Consider the following 18,103-nt stretch of genomic DNA (forward strand, 5'->3'; position numbering starts at 1 on the left):
AGGATCAGGCCGCGCGCGCGGCGCTCGCCATCAGCAGGCCGGGGGCGAAAAACGGCGCGATATCGGCGGCAACCCCCGGATCGCGCGCCAGCAGCACGCCATGCCCCGGCCCGGCCGGACAAAACGGGCTGCCGTCGAGACGGCGGGCGACGCCGCCCGCTTCCTCAAGGATCAGCGCGCCGGCGGCATGGTCCCAGACCAGAGTGCGCCAATAGACCGCATAATCGAGCGTTCCCGCCGCGATCAGCGGATATTCGGCCCCCGCGCAGCGGCGGCTGGGCCGGGGCGCGCCCCAGCGCGCGGCGAGCGCGGCAATCGCGCCCTCGGCCGCTGCCGGGCGTTCGAGCCGGCTGACAATGCCCGCCAGCGCCGGGCGCTCGGGTTCGCGCATGTCCCGGTCCAGCCCGGTCACGCCCGCGCCGCGCTCGGCCACGATCATCCGCCCGTCGGCCGGGTGATGGATCCAGCCGCCCACCGTCTCGCCATCGATCAGCCGGGCGACCATCATCGCAAACGGCCCTTCGCCGGCGGCGAAATTGCCGGTGCCGTCGATGGGATCGATGATCCACACCTCGCCGGTGGCCAGATCGTCCATCAGCCGGGGATTGGCGGCGACCGCTTCCTCGCCGATCACCCGCGCCCCCGGGGCGAGCGCCGCCAGCCCGGCGGTCAGCAGCAGCTCGGCCTCGCGGTCGGCGACCGTCACCAGATCGCCGGGCGTCTTTTCGTCGATCTCGTCGGCGGCAAGGCGGCAGAAACGCGGCATCACCGCCTCTGCGCCCACCCGCGCGATCAGCGCCGCGACATCCTGGGCCAGGCTCGGGCGAGCGGGCCTCATGCCGCGCGCACCGCCTCGGCCGGGGTGGCCGGCGTCGCCATGTCGTCGGCGCGTGCCACGATCGGGCGGAACACGACGGTCAGCACCATGTCCGGCCCGCCGCGCTTGCCCGCCGGCGGGATCATCATGAACCCGGCCGGATCGGTGCAGTGCACCAGCCCGCCCGACACGGCATCAAAGCCTTCGAGCGAGGGCTTGGCCTCGAACGTGACAAGGTTCTGCACCGCCTCGCCGAACAACAGGCCATTGGCCGGCACGAAATCGGCGGAGCGGATCTCGACCCATTCATACAGCCGGCCGAACTGCACGCCGACCGAGAAACGGTAATCCCCGACCGGAATGGCGACGGCGAAAAACCCGTCATGGGTGCGGCTGGCGCTCACGCTCGCCATGCTGACATTGCCGCCCTCGGCGATGATGATCGGCAGCTCGATCGTCGGTTCCTCGAAATCTGCGCGGCGCAGCTCGAGCGCAAGGCGGCGCTGCGAGAACAGCGCGAGGCTGAGCGGCAGCCCCTGCCCGCGCAGTTCGGCGGGCTGGAACATGCGGGTGGCATTTTTCATGTAGAACAGCCCGTGGCGGCGCAGCCCTTCGGCCCCGCCCGGACGGTCGAACAGCTTCACCATCTTCTGGCCACCCAGATTGAGGTCATGGTCGAACTGCTCGAGCACCTTCAGCTCGGATTCGAGAGGCAGGAAGGTGAACCGCGCCAGCACCGCAGCGGCCGCCGCGCGGCGCGTCTCTTCGGTGTCCGACGCGGGCGACTTGGCCCAGTGCGGAAAGCCCGCCTTGCCATATTCAAGGCATGCCAGCTGGACGAGATCGCGGATCTTGCCCTGATCGTCGGCGACGTGGTTTTCCGCCCGGATCGGCGCGCCATCGACGGTGTAATCGACAACGCTGCCCTGGTTCATGGTCGCCAGCTGTTCAACGGCTGCGATATTGTCGACCAGCGTGGCCAGCGCGGCCACGTCATAATGACGCTGATCGAACAGCCCGGCCTTGTCATGGCCGGTCATCTGATCTTCCTTCAGGATCATGTAGCGGCCCGCGACATGCACGCCGAGCCGCTGGGCGAACAGCGGTTCAATCGCATTCTGAACGCTGCCGTTATAGCCAAGGTCAACCAGCATCAGCGTGTCGCCCGGCTGCGGGTCGCAGGCAGCACGGACATGGGCGAGCAGCCGGTTCCCGAACACCCGCGACCGGCGCATGATCTGGCCGAGCATCTGGCGGCGCTGCACCTTTTTCAGAAAATCGAGATGCAGTTTGCCGTCGTCGCTGTGGACGCCCAGCGCCTTTGCCTCGGCCTTGGTGAACAGCAGCTGGTTGGCCATGGTGGCGAAGTTGCCGGTGCCCGCCGCCTGCGCCAGGTATCGCCGGACATCGGCTTCGTTCAGGAAGCTCGAGGCGAAGCTGGTGTAGCGGCTGATTTCCACCCGGTGCGCAGCGACATCGGGATGGCCGCCCGAGGCTTCCCACATCGCATGCGGCAGATGGCCGTCGCGCAGCAGGAACAGCGCATGGACCCGCCCGCCCGGCCGCGCGGCGGCAAGCCGGCTGGCCTCGTCCTTCAGCCAGCGGTCGAACGTCGCGAACAGCGGCCCCATGACGGAATAGCCAAGGATCGCGGCGGGATCGCCGATCTGCGGCTCGGCAATGGCGATGCGCGCGCGGTGCGGCTGCCATGCGGTCTGCGCGCGGCGGCTGCCATGCAGCATCGCAAAGGCATTGGCCTCCAGCCGCAGCCGCTGTTCGGTTTCCTCGCTGAACTGGCGCAGATGCAGCGCCTGGATGCCCAGCTCGGTCGGGGCCCGCCAGTCGGCATCGTGATTGTCGCCGATGTGCAGGATGTCGGCCGGCGCGACCTTGAGCTGGTCGAGCACATGGCGAAACAGGCCCATCGGCTTGCCGACGCCATAATCGGCCGAACAGAAGATCCGGTCGATCAGCTGGGCGACGTCAGGCCCCGCCGCCGCCGCGATCAGGCCGCGCAGTTCGGCTTCGTTCAGATAGGTGTCGGACACGATGATGATCCGCGCGCCCTGGGCACGGGCATTGCGCATCAGCGCGATCGTCGGCGCAAAGCCGTAGCAGTGGCGCTGCTCTGCCGCGACTTCGGCGGCGGCGGCGCGCGCCCAGTCCTCTGGCGTCCCGTTCGGCATCGCGCGCGCATAAATGTCGGGCAGATGCACCTCGGCCGCGCCGCGCGACAAAAAGGAATAGCCGCGCGCTTCGGACTCGGCGCGCACCCGCTGGTCGTGCACCGGCATGTCGGGGCCGAAATCGGCGAACACGTCGGTCGGCCTGTGTCCATGCCGCCACAACAGGGTGTCGAAACAGTCGAGCGACAGGATGCTCGCCGGATGGTTGGCGAGCGCGTCGGGCAATTGGTGCGGAAAGATGCTCATTCAGGATGGTCCCCGACCGGGGATCCCGCCCCCGGTTTACCATCTCATCATAGAACGGCCCGGCCCCCGGGCGGGCTGGCACTGGGAAAAAACTGCCGCCCGGCGCGCCACGCAGCCTGACGGAAACCCTCAAAAGAAAAGGGGCCGGTCCCGAAAGACCGGCCCCCCGAAGTTTGCCGTAGAGTTCTGGCCGTCCGATTAACGGAACAGCGAGATGATCGCCTGCGGCGCCTGGTTGGCGATCGACAGCGCCTGGATACCCAGCTGCTGCTTCACCTGCAGGGCCTGCAAGCGGGCCGATTCCTTCGCCAGATCCGCATCGACCAGGTTGCCGATGCCCGACTCGACGACGTCGCTCAGCTTGCTGGTGAAGGTGAGCTGCGCGTCGATCCGGCGCGAAGCCGCGCCGAGCGTGCTCAGCGTGGTCTTCAGGTTGTTCTGGGTCGTGGTGATGGTGTCGATCATCGACTGGGCGGCAGCCTGGGTGTTGATCTGGCCGCCCGAAGCGATGGTGACGACCGAACCGCCAAGGCCCAGAGCCTGGTTGGCGACCGACAGCGAGTCCGGCTGCCAGGCCGAACCCGTGCCCGAGGTCTGCAGCGACTGGAGCGCCGAAACGCTGCCGCCACCGCTCTTGAGCAGGTTGGTGCCGTTGAAGTCAGCCGAGTTCACGATCGTGGTGATCCGGTCGCGCAGCGCGACGAAATCCTGGTTGATCGCATCGCGGCTCGCCTGGTCGATGCCAGCGTCCGCCGCTTCATAGGCCTTCTTCTTCATCTCGTTGACGATGTCGGAAATCTGTTCCGCACCGGCAACGGCCACGTCGGTCACGCTCTTGGCGCGGTTGAGCGACGACGTCACCGCCTTCAGCCCGCCCAGGTCGCCACGCAGCGTCTGGGCAATGGTGAACGACGCGGAGTCGTCCTTGGTCGAGGAAACCGACAGGCCGGTGTTGATGCGGCTCTGAACGGTCGCCATGCCCTTGTTGGTCGCAGAGAGGCTCTGCAGGGCAGCCATCGCGCCGACGTTGGTGTTCACGGTAAACGACATAGTGATATCCTTCTGGAAGCAAGGCCGCCTTCTGCGGCCCTGGGCCGGTATCGCCGGCCCGCGACGGCCGAATTCTTCCGGCCGCCCTTCATTGTGGAAAGAGTTTCGCCGGTCCGGCCGCGAAACGGTGATTTTTTTTGGGTTTACCGGCCGTTAATCGAACCTTGCCGCCGTGCGGCGGTCCGGTCGCCACACTGCGGGCGGCGCCTCTTGAGCAATGCGACGTTATGACATAACAGGCAGCTGATGCTGAACCTGCACGCTCCAGCCCCGCTGCCTGCTGATGCGACGCCCATCAGCGACCCGGTGACGATCATTGACGATGCCGGTCCCGCAGGGTGGTCGGCGATCCACGATGCGGCGACCGGACTGCTGATCGGCCTGCGCTCAGCTCCGGTCGGCACGGCCGAACTGGATGCGCTGCTGGCCGACTGGCCGGGCAATCTGCACTATGCCGGCCCGCCCGCCGGCATTGCCGCGGCGCTTGACCGGTTGCCGCCTGTGCTCGCGACCGACATAGCCGAATTGGCGGGGCGCTTTGCCGCCCTGACCGGCCATGCGGCGGTCAGGCTGCGCCTCGACCGGATCGAGACCGATGCCTGCCGCAAATGGCATCTGGACTATACCGACCTGCGGCTTGTCACCAGCTATGCCGGGCCGGGGACGCAGTATCGCCTGCCGGGTGCCGACCGGATATTCGACATCCCGACCGGGGCAGTCGCCCTGTTCAAGGGGCGGCATGCCCCGCCCGGCCACATGCTGGTCGAGCACCGGTCCCCGCCCATTGCCGGCACCGGGATCAGCCGGCTCGTCCTTGTCATCGACACCCCGGCCGATGACGCGAACCGGCCGGGCTGATCGGCGAGCAATGGTCGGTCAGCCGGCAACGGGTGCCGGCTGATCGATCGCAGCCAGCATGGCCTCGGCCCCCGCCTTGGGGCGAACGGGAATGCGCAGGAAGCGCACGCCATTGGCCTCTGCCGGCGGGAAGCGCCCGGCGCGGATATTGACCTGGATCGACGGCAGCAGCAGCCGGGGCGCGGCCAGCCCGGCATCGCGCGCGGTGCGCATGGCGACGAACGCATCCTCGTCCACCCCGTCATGGACATGGACGCTGTGATCGCGCTGGTCGCCGACCGTCGTTTCCCAGGCATAGGCGTCGCGGCCCGGCGCCTTGTAATCATGGCACATGAACAGCCGGGTCGCGCGCGGCAGCGCCAGCAGCCGGCGGATCGAACGGAACAGCTGCCGGGCATCGCCGCCGGGGAAATCGGCGCGGGCAGTGCCGTAATCGGGCATGAACAGCGTATCGCCGACAAACACCGCATCGCCGATCCGGTAGCTGACATCGGCCGGCGTGTGGCCGGGGGTGTGCATCACCTCGACCTCCAGCTTGCCGATCGCAAAGCGTTCGCCGTCGACGAACAGCCGGTCGAAATCCCCGCCATTGGCGGCGACGTCATGGGCATCGAACATCGGGCGGAAAATCTGCTGCACCTGGGCGATCTCGGCGCCGATGCCGATCAGCGCGCCGGTGCGGGCCTTGATATAGGGTGCGGCCGTCAGATGATCGGCATGGGCATGGGTTTCGAGCACCCAGGTGATCCGCGCCCCGGCAGCGGCGGCCGCGGCGAGGATGCGGTCGGCCGAGGCGATGTCGACCGTGCCGGCCCCGGCATCATAATCGAGCACCGGATCGATCACGGCGGCATCGCGGGTTTCGGGGTCGATGACCAGATAGCTGACGGTGTTGGTCGGTTCGTCGAAAAAGGCGGTGATGGTGGCGGTCATGGCCATTCTCCTCCTGCGCGCGCGGCCGGTAGCCGGCGGCTTCTGCGGCTGTGCTTGACAATATATTAGCATCGTCTTATTTAGCAAGTGCTAATGGAGAAGCGTCCCGATGTCGTCTGCCGTTCCCCTGCCCATCCATCCGCCGCTGGCGATGGCCGATTTCGAGGCCAATGCCGCGATGGTGGCCGACATTCTGAAGGCGGTCGCCAACCAGCGCCGGCTGATGGTGCTGTGCCGTCTGGTCGAACAGGGCGAGATGACGGTCGGCGATCTGGCCGATCAGGCCGGCCTGTCCCAGTCGGCGCTGTCGCAGCATCTCGCGCGGATGCGCGACGAAGGGCTGGTGACGTTCCGGCGCGACGGCCAGTCGCTCTGGTACCGGATCGCCGATCCGCGCATCGAGACGCTGCTCGCCACCCTGTATCAACTCTATTGCGAGGCGAAGTGACATGACCCCGATCTCCCCGACCCAGATTTCTCCCACGGATGCGCGGGCGCTGATCGCGCGCGGTGCGCTGCTCGTCGATGTCCGCGAGGCGGACGAACATGCGCGCACCCGCCTGCCCGGCGCGCGCAACATGCCGCTGTCGCGGCTGGTGCCGATCGATCCCGGCACCGCCCCGGCGATCATCTACCATTGCCGCTCGGGGGCGCGCACGGCGGCGCATGCCCGCCGGCTCGATGCCGCGTCGCCCTGCCCGGCCTATGTGCTCGAAGGCGGGCTGGAGGGGTGGCGCAAGGCCGGCCTGCCGGTCATCAAGGAGGCCGGCCAGCCGATCGAGCTGATGCGTCAGGTGCAGATCGCCGCCGGGCTGCTGATCCTGACCGGGCTGATCCTCGGCCTCACCGTCGCGCCGGGCTTCATCGCGCTGTCGGCCTTTGTCGGCTGCGGCCTCACCTTTGCCGGCGTGACCGGCTGGTGCGGCATGGCGCGGCTGCTCGGCCTGATGCCGTGGAACCGCCGGGCACGGGCCTGAGACGATGGACCCGACCGCCGCTGCTCTGGGGGCCGGCGCGCTCATCGGCCTTGTGCTGGGGCTGATCGGCGGCGGCGGATCGATTCTGGCGACGCCGCTGCTCGTCTCGGTCGTCGGCATCGCCTCGCCGCATGTCGCGATCGGCACCGGCGCGGTTGCGGTCACGCTCAATGCGCTTGCCGGGCTGGCCGGCCATGCGCGGGCGGGGCGCGTCAAATGGCCCTGCGCGGCGACCTTTGCCGCATCAGGCCTTGCCGGCACGCTGATCGGGGCTGAAGCCGGCAAGGCGATGGACGGTGCGCGGCTGCTCGGCCTGTTCGGGCTGCTGATGGTGGTGATCGGCGCGGCGATGCTGCGCCCCCGGCGTGGCGGGCAGGACCCCGATGTCCGGCTGACGCGCGACACCGCCCCCCGGCTGCTGCCCCGGCTGGTGCCGATCGGGCTGGCGGTCGGGCTTTTGTCGGGATTTTTCGGCATTGGCGGCGGGTTTCTGATCGTGCCGGGGCTGATGCTCGCCACCCGCATGCCGATGGCCAATGCGGTCGCCACCTCGCTGGTCGCCGTCGCGCTGTTCGGCGCGGGCACCACCCTGTCCTATGCGCTGTCCGGCCGGGTCGACTGGGCGGTTGCCGCGCTGATGGTCGCGGGCGGCGTGCCGGGGGCGGCAGCGGGGATCCTGCTCGGCAGCCGGCTTGCCGGGCAGAAACGGCTGATCGAAACCGGCTTTGCGCTCGTCGTCATCGCCATTGGCGCGCGGCTCGCGCTCGGCGCGTGGGGGTTAATCTAAAAACCCGCCACCTGCGCGATCAGCCGCAGCGCGACATACAGGATCAGCAGCCCGGTCAGCCGCCTGACCAGCGCCTCGCCCATCAGCCGCGCTCCGGCGAACGCGCCGATCTGCCCGCCGACCAGCACCGCAAGCGCAAGCGGCCATGCCCCGGCGGCCGCGCCCGCCAGCCCGGCCCCGGCAAGCTTCTGCACCTGCCCGGCCAGCCCGGCGAGCGAGTTGACGAGAATGAACAGCGACGCGGTCGCCGCCACCTGACGCGGCGGTGCCCAGCGCGTCAGATGCAGCACCGGGGCAAGGAAAATCCCCCCGCCAATGCCGACCAGCCCCGACAGATAGCCAATCCCGGCCCCGATCACCGGCTCGCGCCACGCCGGGCGCGCATCATCGCGCGATGGGGCCGCCGAATGCGGCGGGGCAAGCAGCAGGGCGAGTGCCGCGACCAGCAACGAGATGCCGAGCAGCCCGAGGAACAGCCGCTCCGCAACCGGGGTCAGCCCGCCCGCCCAGGCAAAGGGGGCGGCGATGGCGGCGAGCGGGAGCGCCCGCCGCCATGGCAGCTGCCGGGCAGCGGCAAAGCGGATCGTGCCGCCGGTGACGACAATCAGATTGCAGCTGAGCGCAATCGCCGGCAGCAGCCGATAGTCGAAGCCCGACAGCGCGAGCAGCGCGGCATAGGTCGAGCCGCCGCCAAACCCGACACTGGCATAGAGAGCGGCGGTGAGCGCAAAGCCCCCGGCGAGCGGCCAGAGGGCCGGGCCCGCCGACATCGCCCAGGGGGCGACGGGGCCGGGCATGATTGCCCTACCCCGCCCGCGCCGGGCGCGTCACAGCGCGCCGTGGCAATGCTTGTATTTCAGCCCCGAACCGCACGGGCAGGGCGCGTTGCGGCTCACCCGGCCCTCCCACCCGGCGGGATCGTCGCCCAGCTCCTCACCCATGTCCGGCTGCACGATCTGGAGCGGCGGCAGCCGGGTGGTGACCAGCCCGTTCGGGTCGAGGCCGCGGCTGTCATCCTCGCCGGTCAGCGGATCGATATGGGTGGTGAAGATGTCGGGCATGGCCGGCAGCGGCGGCGCCGGCTCCTGCGGCATGAAGCGGGCAAAGGCGAGCGTGCGGGTCACATCCTCGCGGATCACCTCGAGCATGCGCTCGAACAGCGCAAAGGCTTCCTGCTTATATTCGTTGATCGGCGTCTTCTGCGCATAGGCGCGCAGATGGACGACCTGACGCAGCGCATCGAGCGTCGCCAGATGCTCCTTCCAGTGATGGTCGAGCGTTTGCAGCAGGATGCTCTTTTCCACCTGCGTCCAGGTGTCGGCCTCGAGATCGGCGGCCTTGGCCGCCATCTCGGCGTCGAGCATCGTGCGCAGCCGCTCCTCGATCATTTCCGGTTCGACCGCCTCTTCCTTCACCCAATCGGCAATCGGGGCCTGAAGATTGAGCGTCGCGGCCACGGTTTCGGTCAGCCCGGCCACATCCCATTGTTCGGGATAGCTGCCCGGCGGGCAGGCAGCGGCGACCAGCGTGTTCACCGTGTCGTGGCGCATGTCGGTGACGACATCGTCCAGCGTCTCGGCATCCATGATGTCGGTGCGCTGTTCATAGATCACCTTGCGCTGATCGTTCATGACGTCGTCATATTCGAGCAGCTGCTTGCGGATGTCGTAGTTGCGCCCTTCGACCTTTTTCTGCGCGGTCTCGATGGCCTTGTTGAGCCAGCGCGAGCCGATGGCCTCGCCATCCGCCAGATTGGCGTTCATCATCTTGGCGAACATCGTATCGGGACCGAAGATGCGCAGCAGATCATCGTCGAGCGACAGATAGAAACGGCTCAGCCCCGGATCGCCCTGACGGCCCGAACGGCCGCGCAGCTGGTTGTCGATGCGCCGGCTTTCGTGCCGCTCGGTGCCGAGCACGAACAGCCCGCCTGCCGCGCGCACCTTTTCGCGCTCTTCGGCCACTTCGCGCTTGATGCGGGCAATCGCCGCCTCGCGCTCCGGCCCTTCGGGCAGGTCCTTCAGCTCGTCATCGATGCGGAACTCGACATTGCCGCCCAGCTGGATGTCGGTGCCGCGCCCGGCCATGTTGGTGGCGATGGTCACCGCCCCCAGCCGCCCGGCCTGGGCGACGATATGCGCCTCCTGCTCGTGGAAGCGGGCGTTGAGCACATTGTGCGGGACGTTGAGCTGGCGCAGATATTCGGACAGCATCTCCGACTTTTCGATCGACACCGTGCCGACCAGCACCGGCTGGCCCTTGCTCGAATGTTCCTCGATCGACTTGGCGATGGCGGCGAATTTGTCCTTGATGTTCTTGTAGAACTGATCGTCCTCGTCGACGCGGCTGACCGGCAGGTTGGTCGGGATGGTGACGACGTTCAGCTTGTAGATGTCGTGAAACTCGCCCGCCTCGGTGGCGGCGGTGCCGGTCATCCCGCCAAGCTTCGGATACATGCGGAAATAATTCTGGAAGGTGACCGATGCCAGCGTCTGGTTTTCCGGCTCGATATTGACGCCTTCCTTGGCCTCGACCGCCTGATGCAGCCCGTCCGACCAGCGCCGCCCGTCCATCATGCGGCCGGTGAACTCGTCGATGATCACCACCTTGCCGCCGCGCACGATGTAATCGATGTCGCGCTTGAACATCACATTGGCGCGCAGCGCCTGATTCAGGTGATGAACGACCTGGGTGTTTTCGAAATCATACAGATTGGCACCGTGCAGCAGCCCGGCCCCTTCCAGCAGCCGTTCGGCCTTTTCGGTGCCGTCTTCGGTCAGGATGATCGACTTCTGCTTTTCATCCAGCTCATAATCCTCGGCGACCAGCTGCTTCACGATCGCGTCGACCGCGATGTAAAGCTCCGACTTGTCGTCGGTCGGGCCGGAGATGATCAGCGGGGTGCGCGCCTCGTCGATCAGGATCGAATCGACTTCATCGACGATGGCGAAGTTGAACGGCCGCTGCACCATCTGGGCGCGGTCATATTTCATGTTGTCGCGCAGATAGTCGAAGCCGAACTCGTTGTTCGTGCCATAGGTGATGTCGGCGGCATAGGCCTCGCGCCGCTGCGTGTCGTTGAGATTGGGCACGATCACGCCGACCGTCAGGCCGAGAAAGCGATAGACCTGCCCCATCCATTCGGCGTCGCGCCGCGCCAGATAGTCGTTGACGGTCACGACATGCACGCCCTTGCCGGGCAGCGCGTTCAGATAGGTGGCCAAGGTGGCCACCAGCGTCTTGCCCTCGCCGGTGCGCATTTCGGCGATCTCGCCGCGATGCAGCACGATCCCGCCGATCATCTGCACATCATAATGGCGCTGGCCGAGCGTGCGGCGCGCGGCCTCGCGCACCGTGGCAAAGGCTTCGGGCAACAGGCTGTCGAGCGTCTCGCCGCCCGCCAGACGCTGGCGGAACAGCACGGTCTGGTTCGACAGCTCGTCGTCGGTCATCGCCTCCATGTTCTTTTCGAACCCGGCGATGCGCGCGATCAGCGGCTGGAGCGATTTGACGTAGCGGTCGTTCGACGACCCGAAAATGGCCTTGGCGATGGCGCCGAGCATGGGATGATCCTGTCTGCAAATCGAAATGGTCGGAAAGCTGCGGCCCGCACGCGCAACTCGGTGCCCGGACGCCGCGCAAGAAATGATACCGCCGGTGCCAGTGCACCGGCGCGGCAGGCGCTATTCGCGCCGGCGCTCCGGCACGGGTCGCGGCTGGGCTGGCAGGCGCATGGCGCGCGGCAGCGCCAGCATGATGGCCACCCGCCGCGCATCGGGCCGCACGGCGAACGCAAGCGCCGGGCGCACCGCGCGCACCGCCCATGCCGCCGCCTGAACGGCCGCACGCGGGGCCGACACCATCGCCACCTGTTCCCCGCGCGCACCGGCATCGACCCGGTGGCCGCCAAGGCCGGTCAGTCCGGCAAACAGGGCAGTGAGGAGAAGGAAAAATTCCAAAGGTGTCGCCATCCCAGCTGACGGGCATTCGCCCATGCCCGAGCGGACATAATCCGCCCCACGCGCTTCGCCAATGATTTTCATGACCGGCACGCGCCGCCCGCTCTAGCCGGGCCGGGATGAACGCCCGGTCAACGCGCGCGGATGCGGGCGGCGCGCGCCGGTCTTGCCAGCAGGACCTGGGAACGCCATGGCGCAGCCATGTCGACCAGCGTTTCGCCCCTCGCCCGCCCCTTTCCCGACCTGCCGCCGGTTGCCGGCGCGACGCACAGCGTCGCGTGTGCCGGTTACAAGGACTGGGACCGCAACGACATCACGCTGCTGCGCCTTGCCCCCGGCACGGCGGTGGCGGGCGTGCTGACGCGCAGCCTGTGCCCGTCGCCCGAGGTCGAATGGTGCCGGGCGGCGCTGGCGGGCGGCCGGGCGCGGGCGCTGGTGGTCAATGCCGGCAACTCCAACGCCTTTACCGGCGCGCGCGGCCGCGCGGCGGTGGCGGCGGTCACCGCACGGGTCGCCGAACGGCTCGGCTGCCGGACCGACGAAGTGTTCACCGCCTCGACCGGGGTGATCGGCGTGCCGCTGCCCATCGACCGGGCCGAAGCCGGGATCGACGCCGCCTTTGCAGCACCCGACTGTTCGTGGCGGGCAATGGCGGAGGCGATCGGCACCACCGACACCTTTGCCAAGGGGGCGTGCGAAACCGCCATCGTCGATGGCCGGACGGTAACTTTGGTCGGCGTCATCAAGGGTTCGGGGATGATCGCGCCCGATATGGCGACGATGCTGGGCTTCATCGTCACCGATGCCGCTGTCAGCCCGGCCTTTCTGCAGGCGGCACTTGCCGACGCCAATCAGCGCAGTTTTTCGTGCATCACCGTCGATGGCGATACCTCGACGTCCGACACCGTTCTCGCCTTTGCGACCGGGGCGGCCGGCCATGCGCAGATCGAGAGTGACGACAGCCCCGGGGCCGATGCGTTCCGCGCCGCGCTGGGGGCATTGTGCCGGACGCTCGCCCAGCTGGTCGTGCGCGACGGCGAAGGGGCGCGCAAGTTCATCACCGTGACGGTCGAGGGCGCGGCGAGCGACGACAGCGCCCGGCGCGTCGCGCTCAGCATCGCCAACTCGCCGCTCGTCAAGACGGCGGTGGCGGGCGAGGATGCGAATTGGGGCCGGGTGGTGATGGCGGTCGGCAAGGCCGGCGAACCGGCGGAGCGCGACCGGCTGGCGATCCGTTTCGGCGCGACGCTGGTCGCGCGTTCAGGCGCTGCGGTCGAGGGCTATGACGAAGCCCCGGTGGCCGCGCATCTGAAGGGCGAAGAGGTCGAAATCGGCGTCGATCTGGGCCTGGGCGGCGGCCGCGCAACCGTTTGGACGTGCGACCTGACCCATGGCTATATCTCGATCAACGCCGATTATCGCAGCTGATCGCGGGCAAAATAGGGGCCGCACTGCGAGTAGTGGGTGGGAGCCGGTGCCGGGATAAACACGCCCCCCGGCTCCTCACCACAAACCACGCTCCGGGTTTACAGCTCGCCTTCCAGCCAGCCCTTGATCTGGCTCTTGGGCGCAGCGCCGACCTTGGTCGCGGCGGCGACGCCGTTCTTGAACAGGATCATCGTCGGAATGCCGCGCACGCCATATTTCACCGGCGCATCGGGATGATCGTCGATGTTGAGCTTGGCGATGGTCACCTTCTCGCCCAGCTCGTCCGACAGCTCTTCGAGCGCCGGGCCGATCTGCTTGCACGGGCCGCACCATTCGGCCCAGAAATCGACCAGCACGGGCTTGTCGGCCTTGAGCACATCGGCCTCGAAGCTGGCGTCGCTGATTTCCTTGGTTGCCATCATGAATCTCCTTCGCGGCTCATTTAGGCAGTTGCGCGCCCCCGCTCAATGGCGCGCGCCCAAGCATCGCTGTCAGGGCTGAAACACCGGCTTGAAGCGATCGAGCGTCGCCGGATCGAGCGTCAGCAGCACCGGGGCGGCGGTGTAGAGCAGCCCCGCCTCGATCCGCCGGCCGGGAAAGATCTCGGCCAGCGCGGCGGCATAGGCGGCCATTTGGCGCAGATGCGCTTCGGGCGCGTCGGCCAGCGTCAGCGGCGCGCGGCGGCTGGTCTTGAAATCGACGACCAGCACCCGGTCATCGGCGACGCACAGCCGGTCGACCGTTCCGGCCACCACCCGCCCGGCAACCACCGCGGCAATCGGCGCTTCGGCCAGCGCATCGGGCGCGAACACCCGGGCGAAGCGCGGATCGGCGATCACCCCGCATGCCTGATCAACGAGCAGCGCGCGCAGCGCGGCATCGGCCACCCCGCCCGCCCCCGCCAGCCAGCGCTCGGCGACGATCCGCCGCTCAGCCTCAGCCACCGCCGGCAGCCGTTCGAACAGCGCGTGGAGCAGCCGCCCGCGCTCGGCGGCGGCGCGCAGCGCCGGGCCGGGCGGCGGATCGGCGGCATCATCCTCCCCCAGCGCCGATGGCGCGAGCGGCCGGGGCGGCTGCGCCTCTTCCGGGGCCGGGCGCAACAGCCAGTCAGGCAGCGGGTCCGGCGCGGCCGCAACAATGGCGGACGCCGCCCGGCCCGCGCCCGGCGCATCGCCGAACGGCTCGGGCTGCTGCCCCGCCCAGTCGCGCCGCGCGCCGCCGGCTTCATCATCGGCGGGGGCTTGAAGCGCGTCCATCGCCCGTTCGACCGCGGCATACCAGCTGTCGGCCGGCACCCGGCCGCGCGCGCGCGGGCCGAGCGCCCCGCCGACCACCAGCCTTTGTTCGGCGCGGGTCATCGCGACATAGAGCAGCCGCCAATGCTCGGCCCGGTCGCGGCGTTCGGCCTCGTCAATGTCCGCGGCGAGCGCGGGCGGCACCTCGGCCTTGCGCGGCCGGAACAGCGGCAGCGGCGCATCAAGGCCCGGCGCATGCCAGTCGATCCGCGTGCGGCGATTGCCGTCGGGATTGGTGGTCGCATCGGCAAGGATCACCATCGGCGCCTGCAAGCCCTTGGAAGCATGGGCGGTCATCACCCGGACGGCGGCAGGCTGGTGCGCCGGATCGCGGACGATTTCCACATCGCCGCGGTCGAACCAGTCGAGAAAGCGTTGCAGCGACGGATTGGCCTGCCCCTCGAACGCCAGCGCCGCCGACAGCAATTCCTCGATCGGGTCGCGCGCTTCCTCGCCCAGCCGCGCGAGCAGCCGGTGCCGCCCGCGCAGCGGGCCGGACAACAGCCCCTCGAAAAACCGGTAGGGGGTGACGAAATCGGCGGCATTCTGGATCGCGGTCAGCGCGTCGAGCGTCCCGCCGCCGCCGGCGCGCACCGCCGCCCATAGCCGCCCGCGCCGGGGCGCGGCGATGTCGAGCAGCCGCTCCTGGCTCCAACCGATCAAAGGCGAGACGAGCAACGCCGCGAGGTTGAGATCATCATCGGGCTGGAGCGCAAACCGCGCCGCCGCCAGCAGGTCGCGCACCGCCAGCGGCGCGTTCAGCCGCAGCCGGTCGACCCCCGCCACCGGCACGCCTTCGGCATAAAGGCGCGCGACGATCAGCGCCGCGAGGCTGCCGCGCTTGCGCACGAGGATCATGACATCGCCCGGCGACAGCGGCCGCACCGCGCCATGGCTGCCGCCGCCGATCATCAGCGGGCGCGCATCCGGCCCGATGCCCAGCCATTGGCGCAGCCGCCGCGCCAGCGCCCCGGCCCAGATGCGTTCGGGACGGCTGACCCAGCCCTCCTCGCCGGCATCGCTGCTGTCGCCGTCATCCTCCCCGTCGCCAGCTTCGTCCTCGGGGCCGGGATCGTCGTCGCCGGAGCCATCCTCCCCGTCCCCGCCCAGCCGCACCGGCGGCAGCAGCGTGACCAGCCCGGGGCCGGGCCGCGCGCTGACATGCGGCGCCAGCGCCACCCCGTCGCCCAGCGCGCCGTCGGGCAAGCTATCTATCGTGGCGTCGACCAGTTCGAGCACTGCCGGGGCGGTGCGGAACGAACGGCTGAGCGACAGATCGGCAAAGGCCTGCCCCGCCGCCTCGGCCAGCCGGGCGAATTCGTCGCGCGCGGCGGCGAAAAAGCGCGGATCGGTGCCCTGAAAACCGAAAATCGCCTGTTTGTGGTCGCCGACCGAAAAGATCGTCCGCACCGCCCCGCCGCGCGCGCCCTCGCCGGCGAAGAATTCGGCGGTCAGCGCACGAACAATATCCCATTGCCGGGCATTGGTGTCCTGCGCCTCGTCGACCAGCACATGATCGGTGGTCTGATCGAGCTTGTAGCCGATCCACTCGGCGATGCCGGGCTGGTCGAGCAGGCGCAGCGTCGCGCGGATCAGATCGTCGAAATCCACCCGGCCCGCCGCCGCCTTGGCCTGCGCCCATGCCTCGGCATAAGCGCGCCCGGCGGTCAGCGCGGCGGCAAAGCCGTCCGCCAGCCGCGCCGCGCCGACCGCCGCGATCATCGCCGCCACCCGTTCGAACAGCCGGGTGGCAAGCGGGCGATAACTGTCGATCTGCGCCTTGGGCGCGCGGCCGGGGGCAAAGGATTGCAGCTCGCCCTTGGCGGTCGCCCAGACCGAATGCAGCTCGGCCAGCGTCGCCGCGCGCCCGGCGGGATCGCGCGCGCGCCAGGCAGCGATGATGTCGGCGCGCTTCAGCCCGGTCGTCGTGCCCCAGTCGCGGTTGAGCGCGGCGAGTTGTGCCAGAGCGTTCATGTCGAACGCATCATCGCCCAGCTGCGCCGCCAGCCAGGCCTCGACGTCGCCCGCCGGCAGGTCGAACGCCGCGCGCATGAACGCGCCGATATCCGCCGGCAGCTGCGCCAGCGCTTCGGGCGCGCGGGCGGCATCGCGCAGAAACGCCTCCGCCCCGTCCTCGCCCAGCCTTTCGCTCAGCGCCTGCAACGCGCCGATCAGCGCGTCGCCGCGCGCATCGGCAGCGGCGACCAGACCGGCCAGCACCTGCCGGGCAAGTGCCGCTTCCTCGCGCCCTTCAAGCGGGCGAAAGCCGGGGGCCAGCCCGGCTTCGAGCGGAAAGCTGCCGAGCAGACTTTGCGCAAAGGCATGGATGGTCTGGATCCTGAGGCCGCCGCCGCGCGCATCGAGCACCCGCGCGAACAGGCTGCGCGCGCGGGCGATCAGCGCGGCATCGAGATGCTGTTCGCCCAGATTGAACAGCTCCTTGCGCAGCTCGGCCTCGCTCAGCCGCACCCAATGCGCCAGCCGCTCGCTCAGCCGGTTGGCCATTTCGGCCGCGCCCGCCTTGGTAAAGGTCAGGCACAGGATCGCCGCCGGATCGGCGTGCGGGCGCAGCAGCAGCCGCAGCACCCGCGCGACCAGCACCTGCGTCTTGCCGGTGCCGGCCGAGGCGGACAGCCACACCTGACCGCGCGGATCGGATGCGGCCCCCTGTTCGGCGATCAGCCGGGGCAGCGGGCGGATCATGCCGCCCCCTCGCCACTGTCGCGGCCATACCATTCGTCGAGCCGCATCAGCTGGTCATAATCGCCATAAGGTGCGCGTTCGGGATGCAGCTTGGCGGTAAAAGGCTGGTCGCCGGTCAGCCAGCGGCCGACCGCATCCTCCAGCTGGTGCGCGGCATGCGCGACGAACGCATCGCTGCGCACCCGCCCGCGCTTGCCCGCCGGATCAACGGGCGAGCTGATCGCGCCAAAGCCGCCCGCCTTGTTGCGGGCAAGCGACCAATAATCAAACGCCACCGCCTGCCCGGTAATCCCGGCAAAGCCGCCGCGTTCGGCCATAAGGCCGATCAGCCCCAGTTGCTGGGCAAAACCGGCGCTGACCGTGCGGCCATTGGGGGCGGCCCCGGTCTTGTAATCGATGATCGCCAGGCCGCCATCGGGCAGCCGGTCGATCCGGTCGGCCCGGCCGGACAGGGTGATGCCCGCCGTCTCGATCTCGCCGCGCGCCTCGACCGCGATCACCCGCCGCCCCTCGGCCATCTGCGCGGCCATGGTGGCGGCGATCCAGTCAATCGCCGCCATCAGCCGGGGCTGCCAAAGCGCGCGCAGCAGCGGGTGCGCGCCCAGCGACGCGAGCATCGCCTGCGCCCGGGCGTGCAGCCGCGCCGGATCGCCGCCATCCTCCAACGACCATTTTTCCAGCACATCATGCACCATCGTGCCGCGCCAGGCGGGGCTGGGTTCGGCATCGACCGGCTCGATCCGCCGCAGCCGCAGCATTGCCTGCGCGTAAAAGGCGAAGGGATCGGCCTTCAGCCGATCAAGATCGGTGACCGACAGCGCGCGCGGGCGGGCGGCGGCGGGCGGGCGCGGCGCGGGCCGGGCC

At 69.1% G+C, this 18,103-nt stretch carries 15 protein-coding genes; 5 read left to right on the forward strand and 10 right to left on the reverse strand.

What is annotated here, in order from left to right; genetic code table 11:
• Positions 1-4: 4 nt before the first annotated feature.
• From OPU66_RS08875 to OPU66_RS08885, 3 genes are all read right to left on the reverse strand, one after another.
• Positions 5-838 carry an inositol monophosphatase family protein gene (locus OPU66_RS08875; RefSeq protein WP_498553261.1) on the reverse strand — a complete coding sequence of 278 codons (834 nt, stop codon included), beginning with the start codon at positions 836-838 and terminating at the stop codon, positions 5-7.
• Positions 835-3,249, reverse strand: coding sequence for an HAD family hydrolase (locus OPU66_RS08880; protein WP_498553262.1), 2,415 nt, complete (start codon positions 3,247-3,249; stop codon positions 835-837). Before OPU66_RS08880 ends, OPU66_RS08875 begins: the two co-directional genes overlap by 4 nt.
• Before the next feature lie 198 nt (positions 3,250-3,447).
• The gene (locus OPU66_RS08885; RefSeq protein ID WP_498553263.1) at positions 3,448-4,299 is read right to left on the reverse strand and encodes a flagellin; all 852 of its coding nucleotides are present in this window, start codon (positions 4,297-4,299) and stop codon (positions 3,448-3,450) included.
• Between the two features lie 246 nt (positions 4,300-4,545).
• On the opposite strand from OPU66_RS08885, the gene OPU66_RS08890 reads away from it, so the two are divergent.
• The gene (locus OPU66_RS08890) at positions 4,546-5,157 is read left to right on the forward strand and encodes a DUF1826 domain-containing protein (protein WP_498553264.1); all 612 of its coding nucleotides are present in this window, start codon (positions 4,546-4,548) and stop codon (positions 5,155-5,157) included.
• 18 nt (positions 5,158-5,175) lie between these two features.
• Here the strand turns inward: OPU66_RS08890 and OPU66_RS08895 are convergent, their stop codons facing one another.
• Positions 5,176-6,090, reverse strand: coding sequence for an MBL fold metallo-hydrolase (locus tag OPU66_RS08895; protein ID WP_498553265.1), 915 nt, complete (start codon positions 6,088-6,090; stop codon positions 5,176-5,178).
• 109 nt (positions 6,091-6,199) lie between these two features.
• Here OPU66_RS08895 and OPU66_RS08900 point away from each other — a divergent pair, with 109 nt between their 5' ends.
• From OPU66_RS08900 to OPU66_RS08910, 3 genes are read left to right on the forward strand one after another with little or no spacing between them, the layout of a single operon-like run.
• The gene (locus tag OPU66_RS08900; protein ID WP_498553266.1) at positions 6,200-6,538 is read left to right on the forward strand and encodes an ArsR/SmtB family transcription factor; all 339 of its coding nucleotides are present in this window, start codon (positions 6,200-6,202) and stop codon (positions 6,536-6,538) included.
• A 1-nt stretch (position 6,539) separates the two neighbouring features.
• Positions 6,540-7,067, forward strand: a complete 528-nt coding sequence (locus OPU66_RS08905) for a rhodanese family protein (RefSeq protein ID WP_498553267.1) — start codon at positions 6,540-6,542, stop codon at positions 7,065-7,067.
• 4 nt (positions 7,068-7,071) lie between these two features.
• Complete coding sequence (locus tag OPU66_RS08910) at positions 7,072-7,854, forward strand: sulfite exporter TauE/SafE family protein (protein ID WP_498553268.1); 783 nt, start codon at positions 7,072-7,074, stop codon at positions 7,852-7,854.
• Here OPU66_RS08910 and OPU66_RS08915 read toward each other — a convergent pair.
• The 3 genes from OPU66_RS08915 to OPU66_RS08925 form a co-directional block, all read right to left on the reverse strand.
• Positions 7,851-8,624 (reverse strand): sulfite exporter TauE/SafE family protein, encoded by a 774-nt coding sequence (locus tag OPU66_RS08915; RefSeq protein ID WP_498553269.1) that lies wholly within the window; start codon positions 8,622-8,624, stop codon positions 7,851-7,853. The two genes, OPU66_RS08910 and OPU66_RS08915, sit on opposite strands and share 4 nt — an antisense overlap.
• A gap of 57 nt (positions 8,625-8,681) precedes the next feature.
• On the reverse strand, positions 8,682-11,417 hold the full coding sequence (secA, locus tag OPU66_RS08920; RefSeq protein ID WP_498553270.1) for a preprotein translocase subunit SecA: 2,736 nt from the start codon (positions 11,415-11,417) through the stop codon (positions 8,682-8,684).
• A 120-nt stretch (positions 11,418-11,537) separates the two neighbouring features.
• Positions 11,538-11,897: a hypothetical protein gene (locus OPU66_RS08925; RefSeq protein WP_498553271.1), complete on the reverse strand. Its 360-nt coding sequence runs from the start codon at positions 11,895-11,897 to the stop codon at positions 11,538-11,540.
• Positions 11,898-12,014: 117 nt separating this feature from the next.
• Between OPU66_RS08925 and argJ the strand changes: the two genes are divergently transcribed.
• Positions 12,015-13,241 carry a bifunctional glutamate N-acetyltransferase/amino-acid acetyltransferase ArgJ gene (argJ, locus tag OPU66_RS08930; protein ID WP_498553272.1) on the forward strand — a complete coding sequence of 409 codons (1,227 nt, stop codon included), beginning with the start codon at positions 12,015-12,017 and terminating at the stop codon, positions 13,239-13,241.
• Positions 13,242-13,339: 98 nt separating this feature from the next.
• Here argJ and trxA read toward each other — a convergent pair whose 3' ends face one another.
• The 3 genes from trxA to OPU66_RS08945 all read right to left on the reverse strand — a co-directional run.
• A complete protein-coding gene (gene trxA / locus OPU66_RS08935) occupies positions 13,340-13,660 on the reverse strand; it encodes a thioredoxin TrxA (RefSeq protein ID WP_498553279.1) in 321 nt (106 codons plus the stop codon).
• Between the two features lie 72 nt (positions 13,661-13,732).
• Entirely contained in the window at positions 13,733-17,239 is a 3,507-nt protein-coding gene (gene addA / locus OPU66_RS08940) for a double-strand break repair helicase AddA (protein WP_498553273.1), read from the reverse strand.
• The coding region (locus tag OPU66_RS08945; RefSeq protein ID WP_498553274.1) for a PD-(D/E)XK nuclease family protein at positions 17,236-18,103 on the reverse strand (868 nt) is incomplete at its 5' end. The genes OPU66_RS08945 and addA, both read right to left, overlap by 4 nt.

It is taken from the genome of Sphingomonas sp. URJC2 (genome assembly GCF_059803575.1).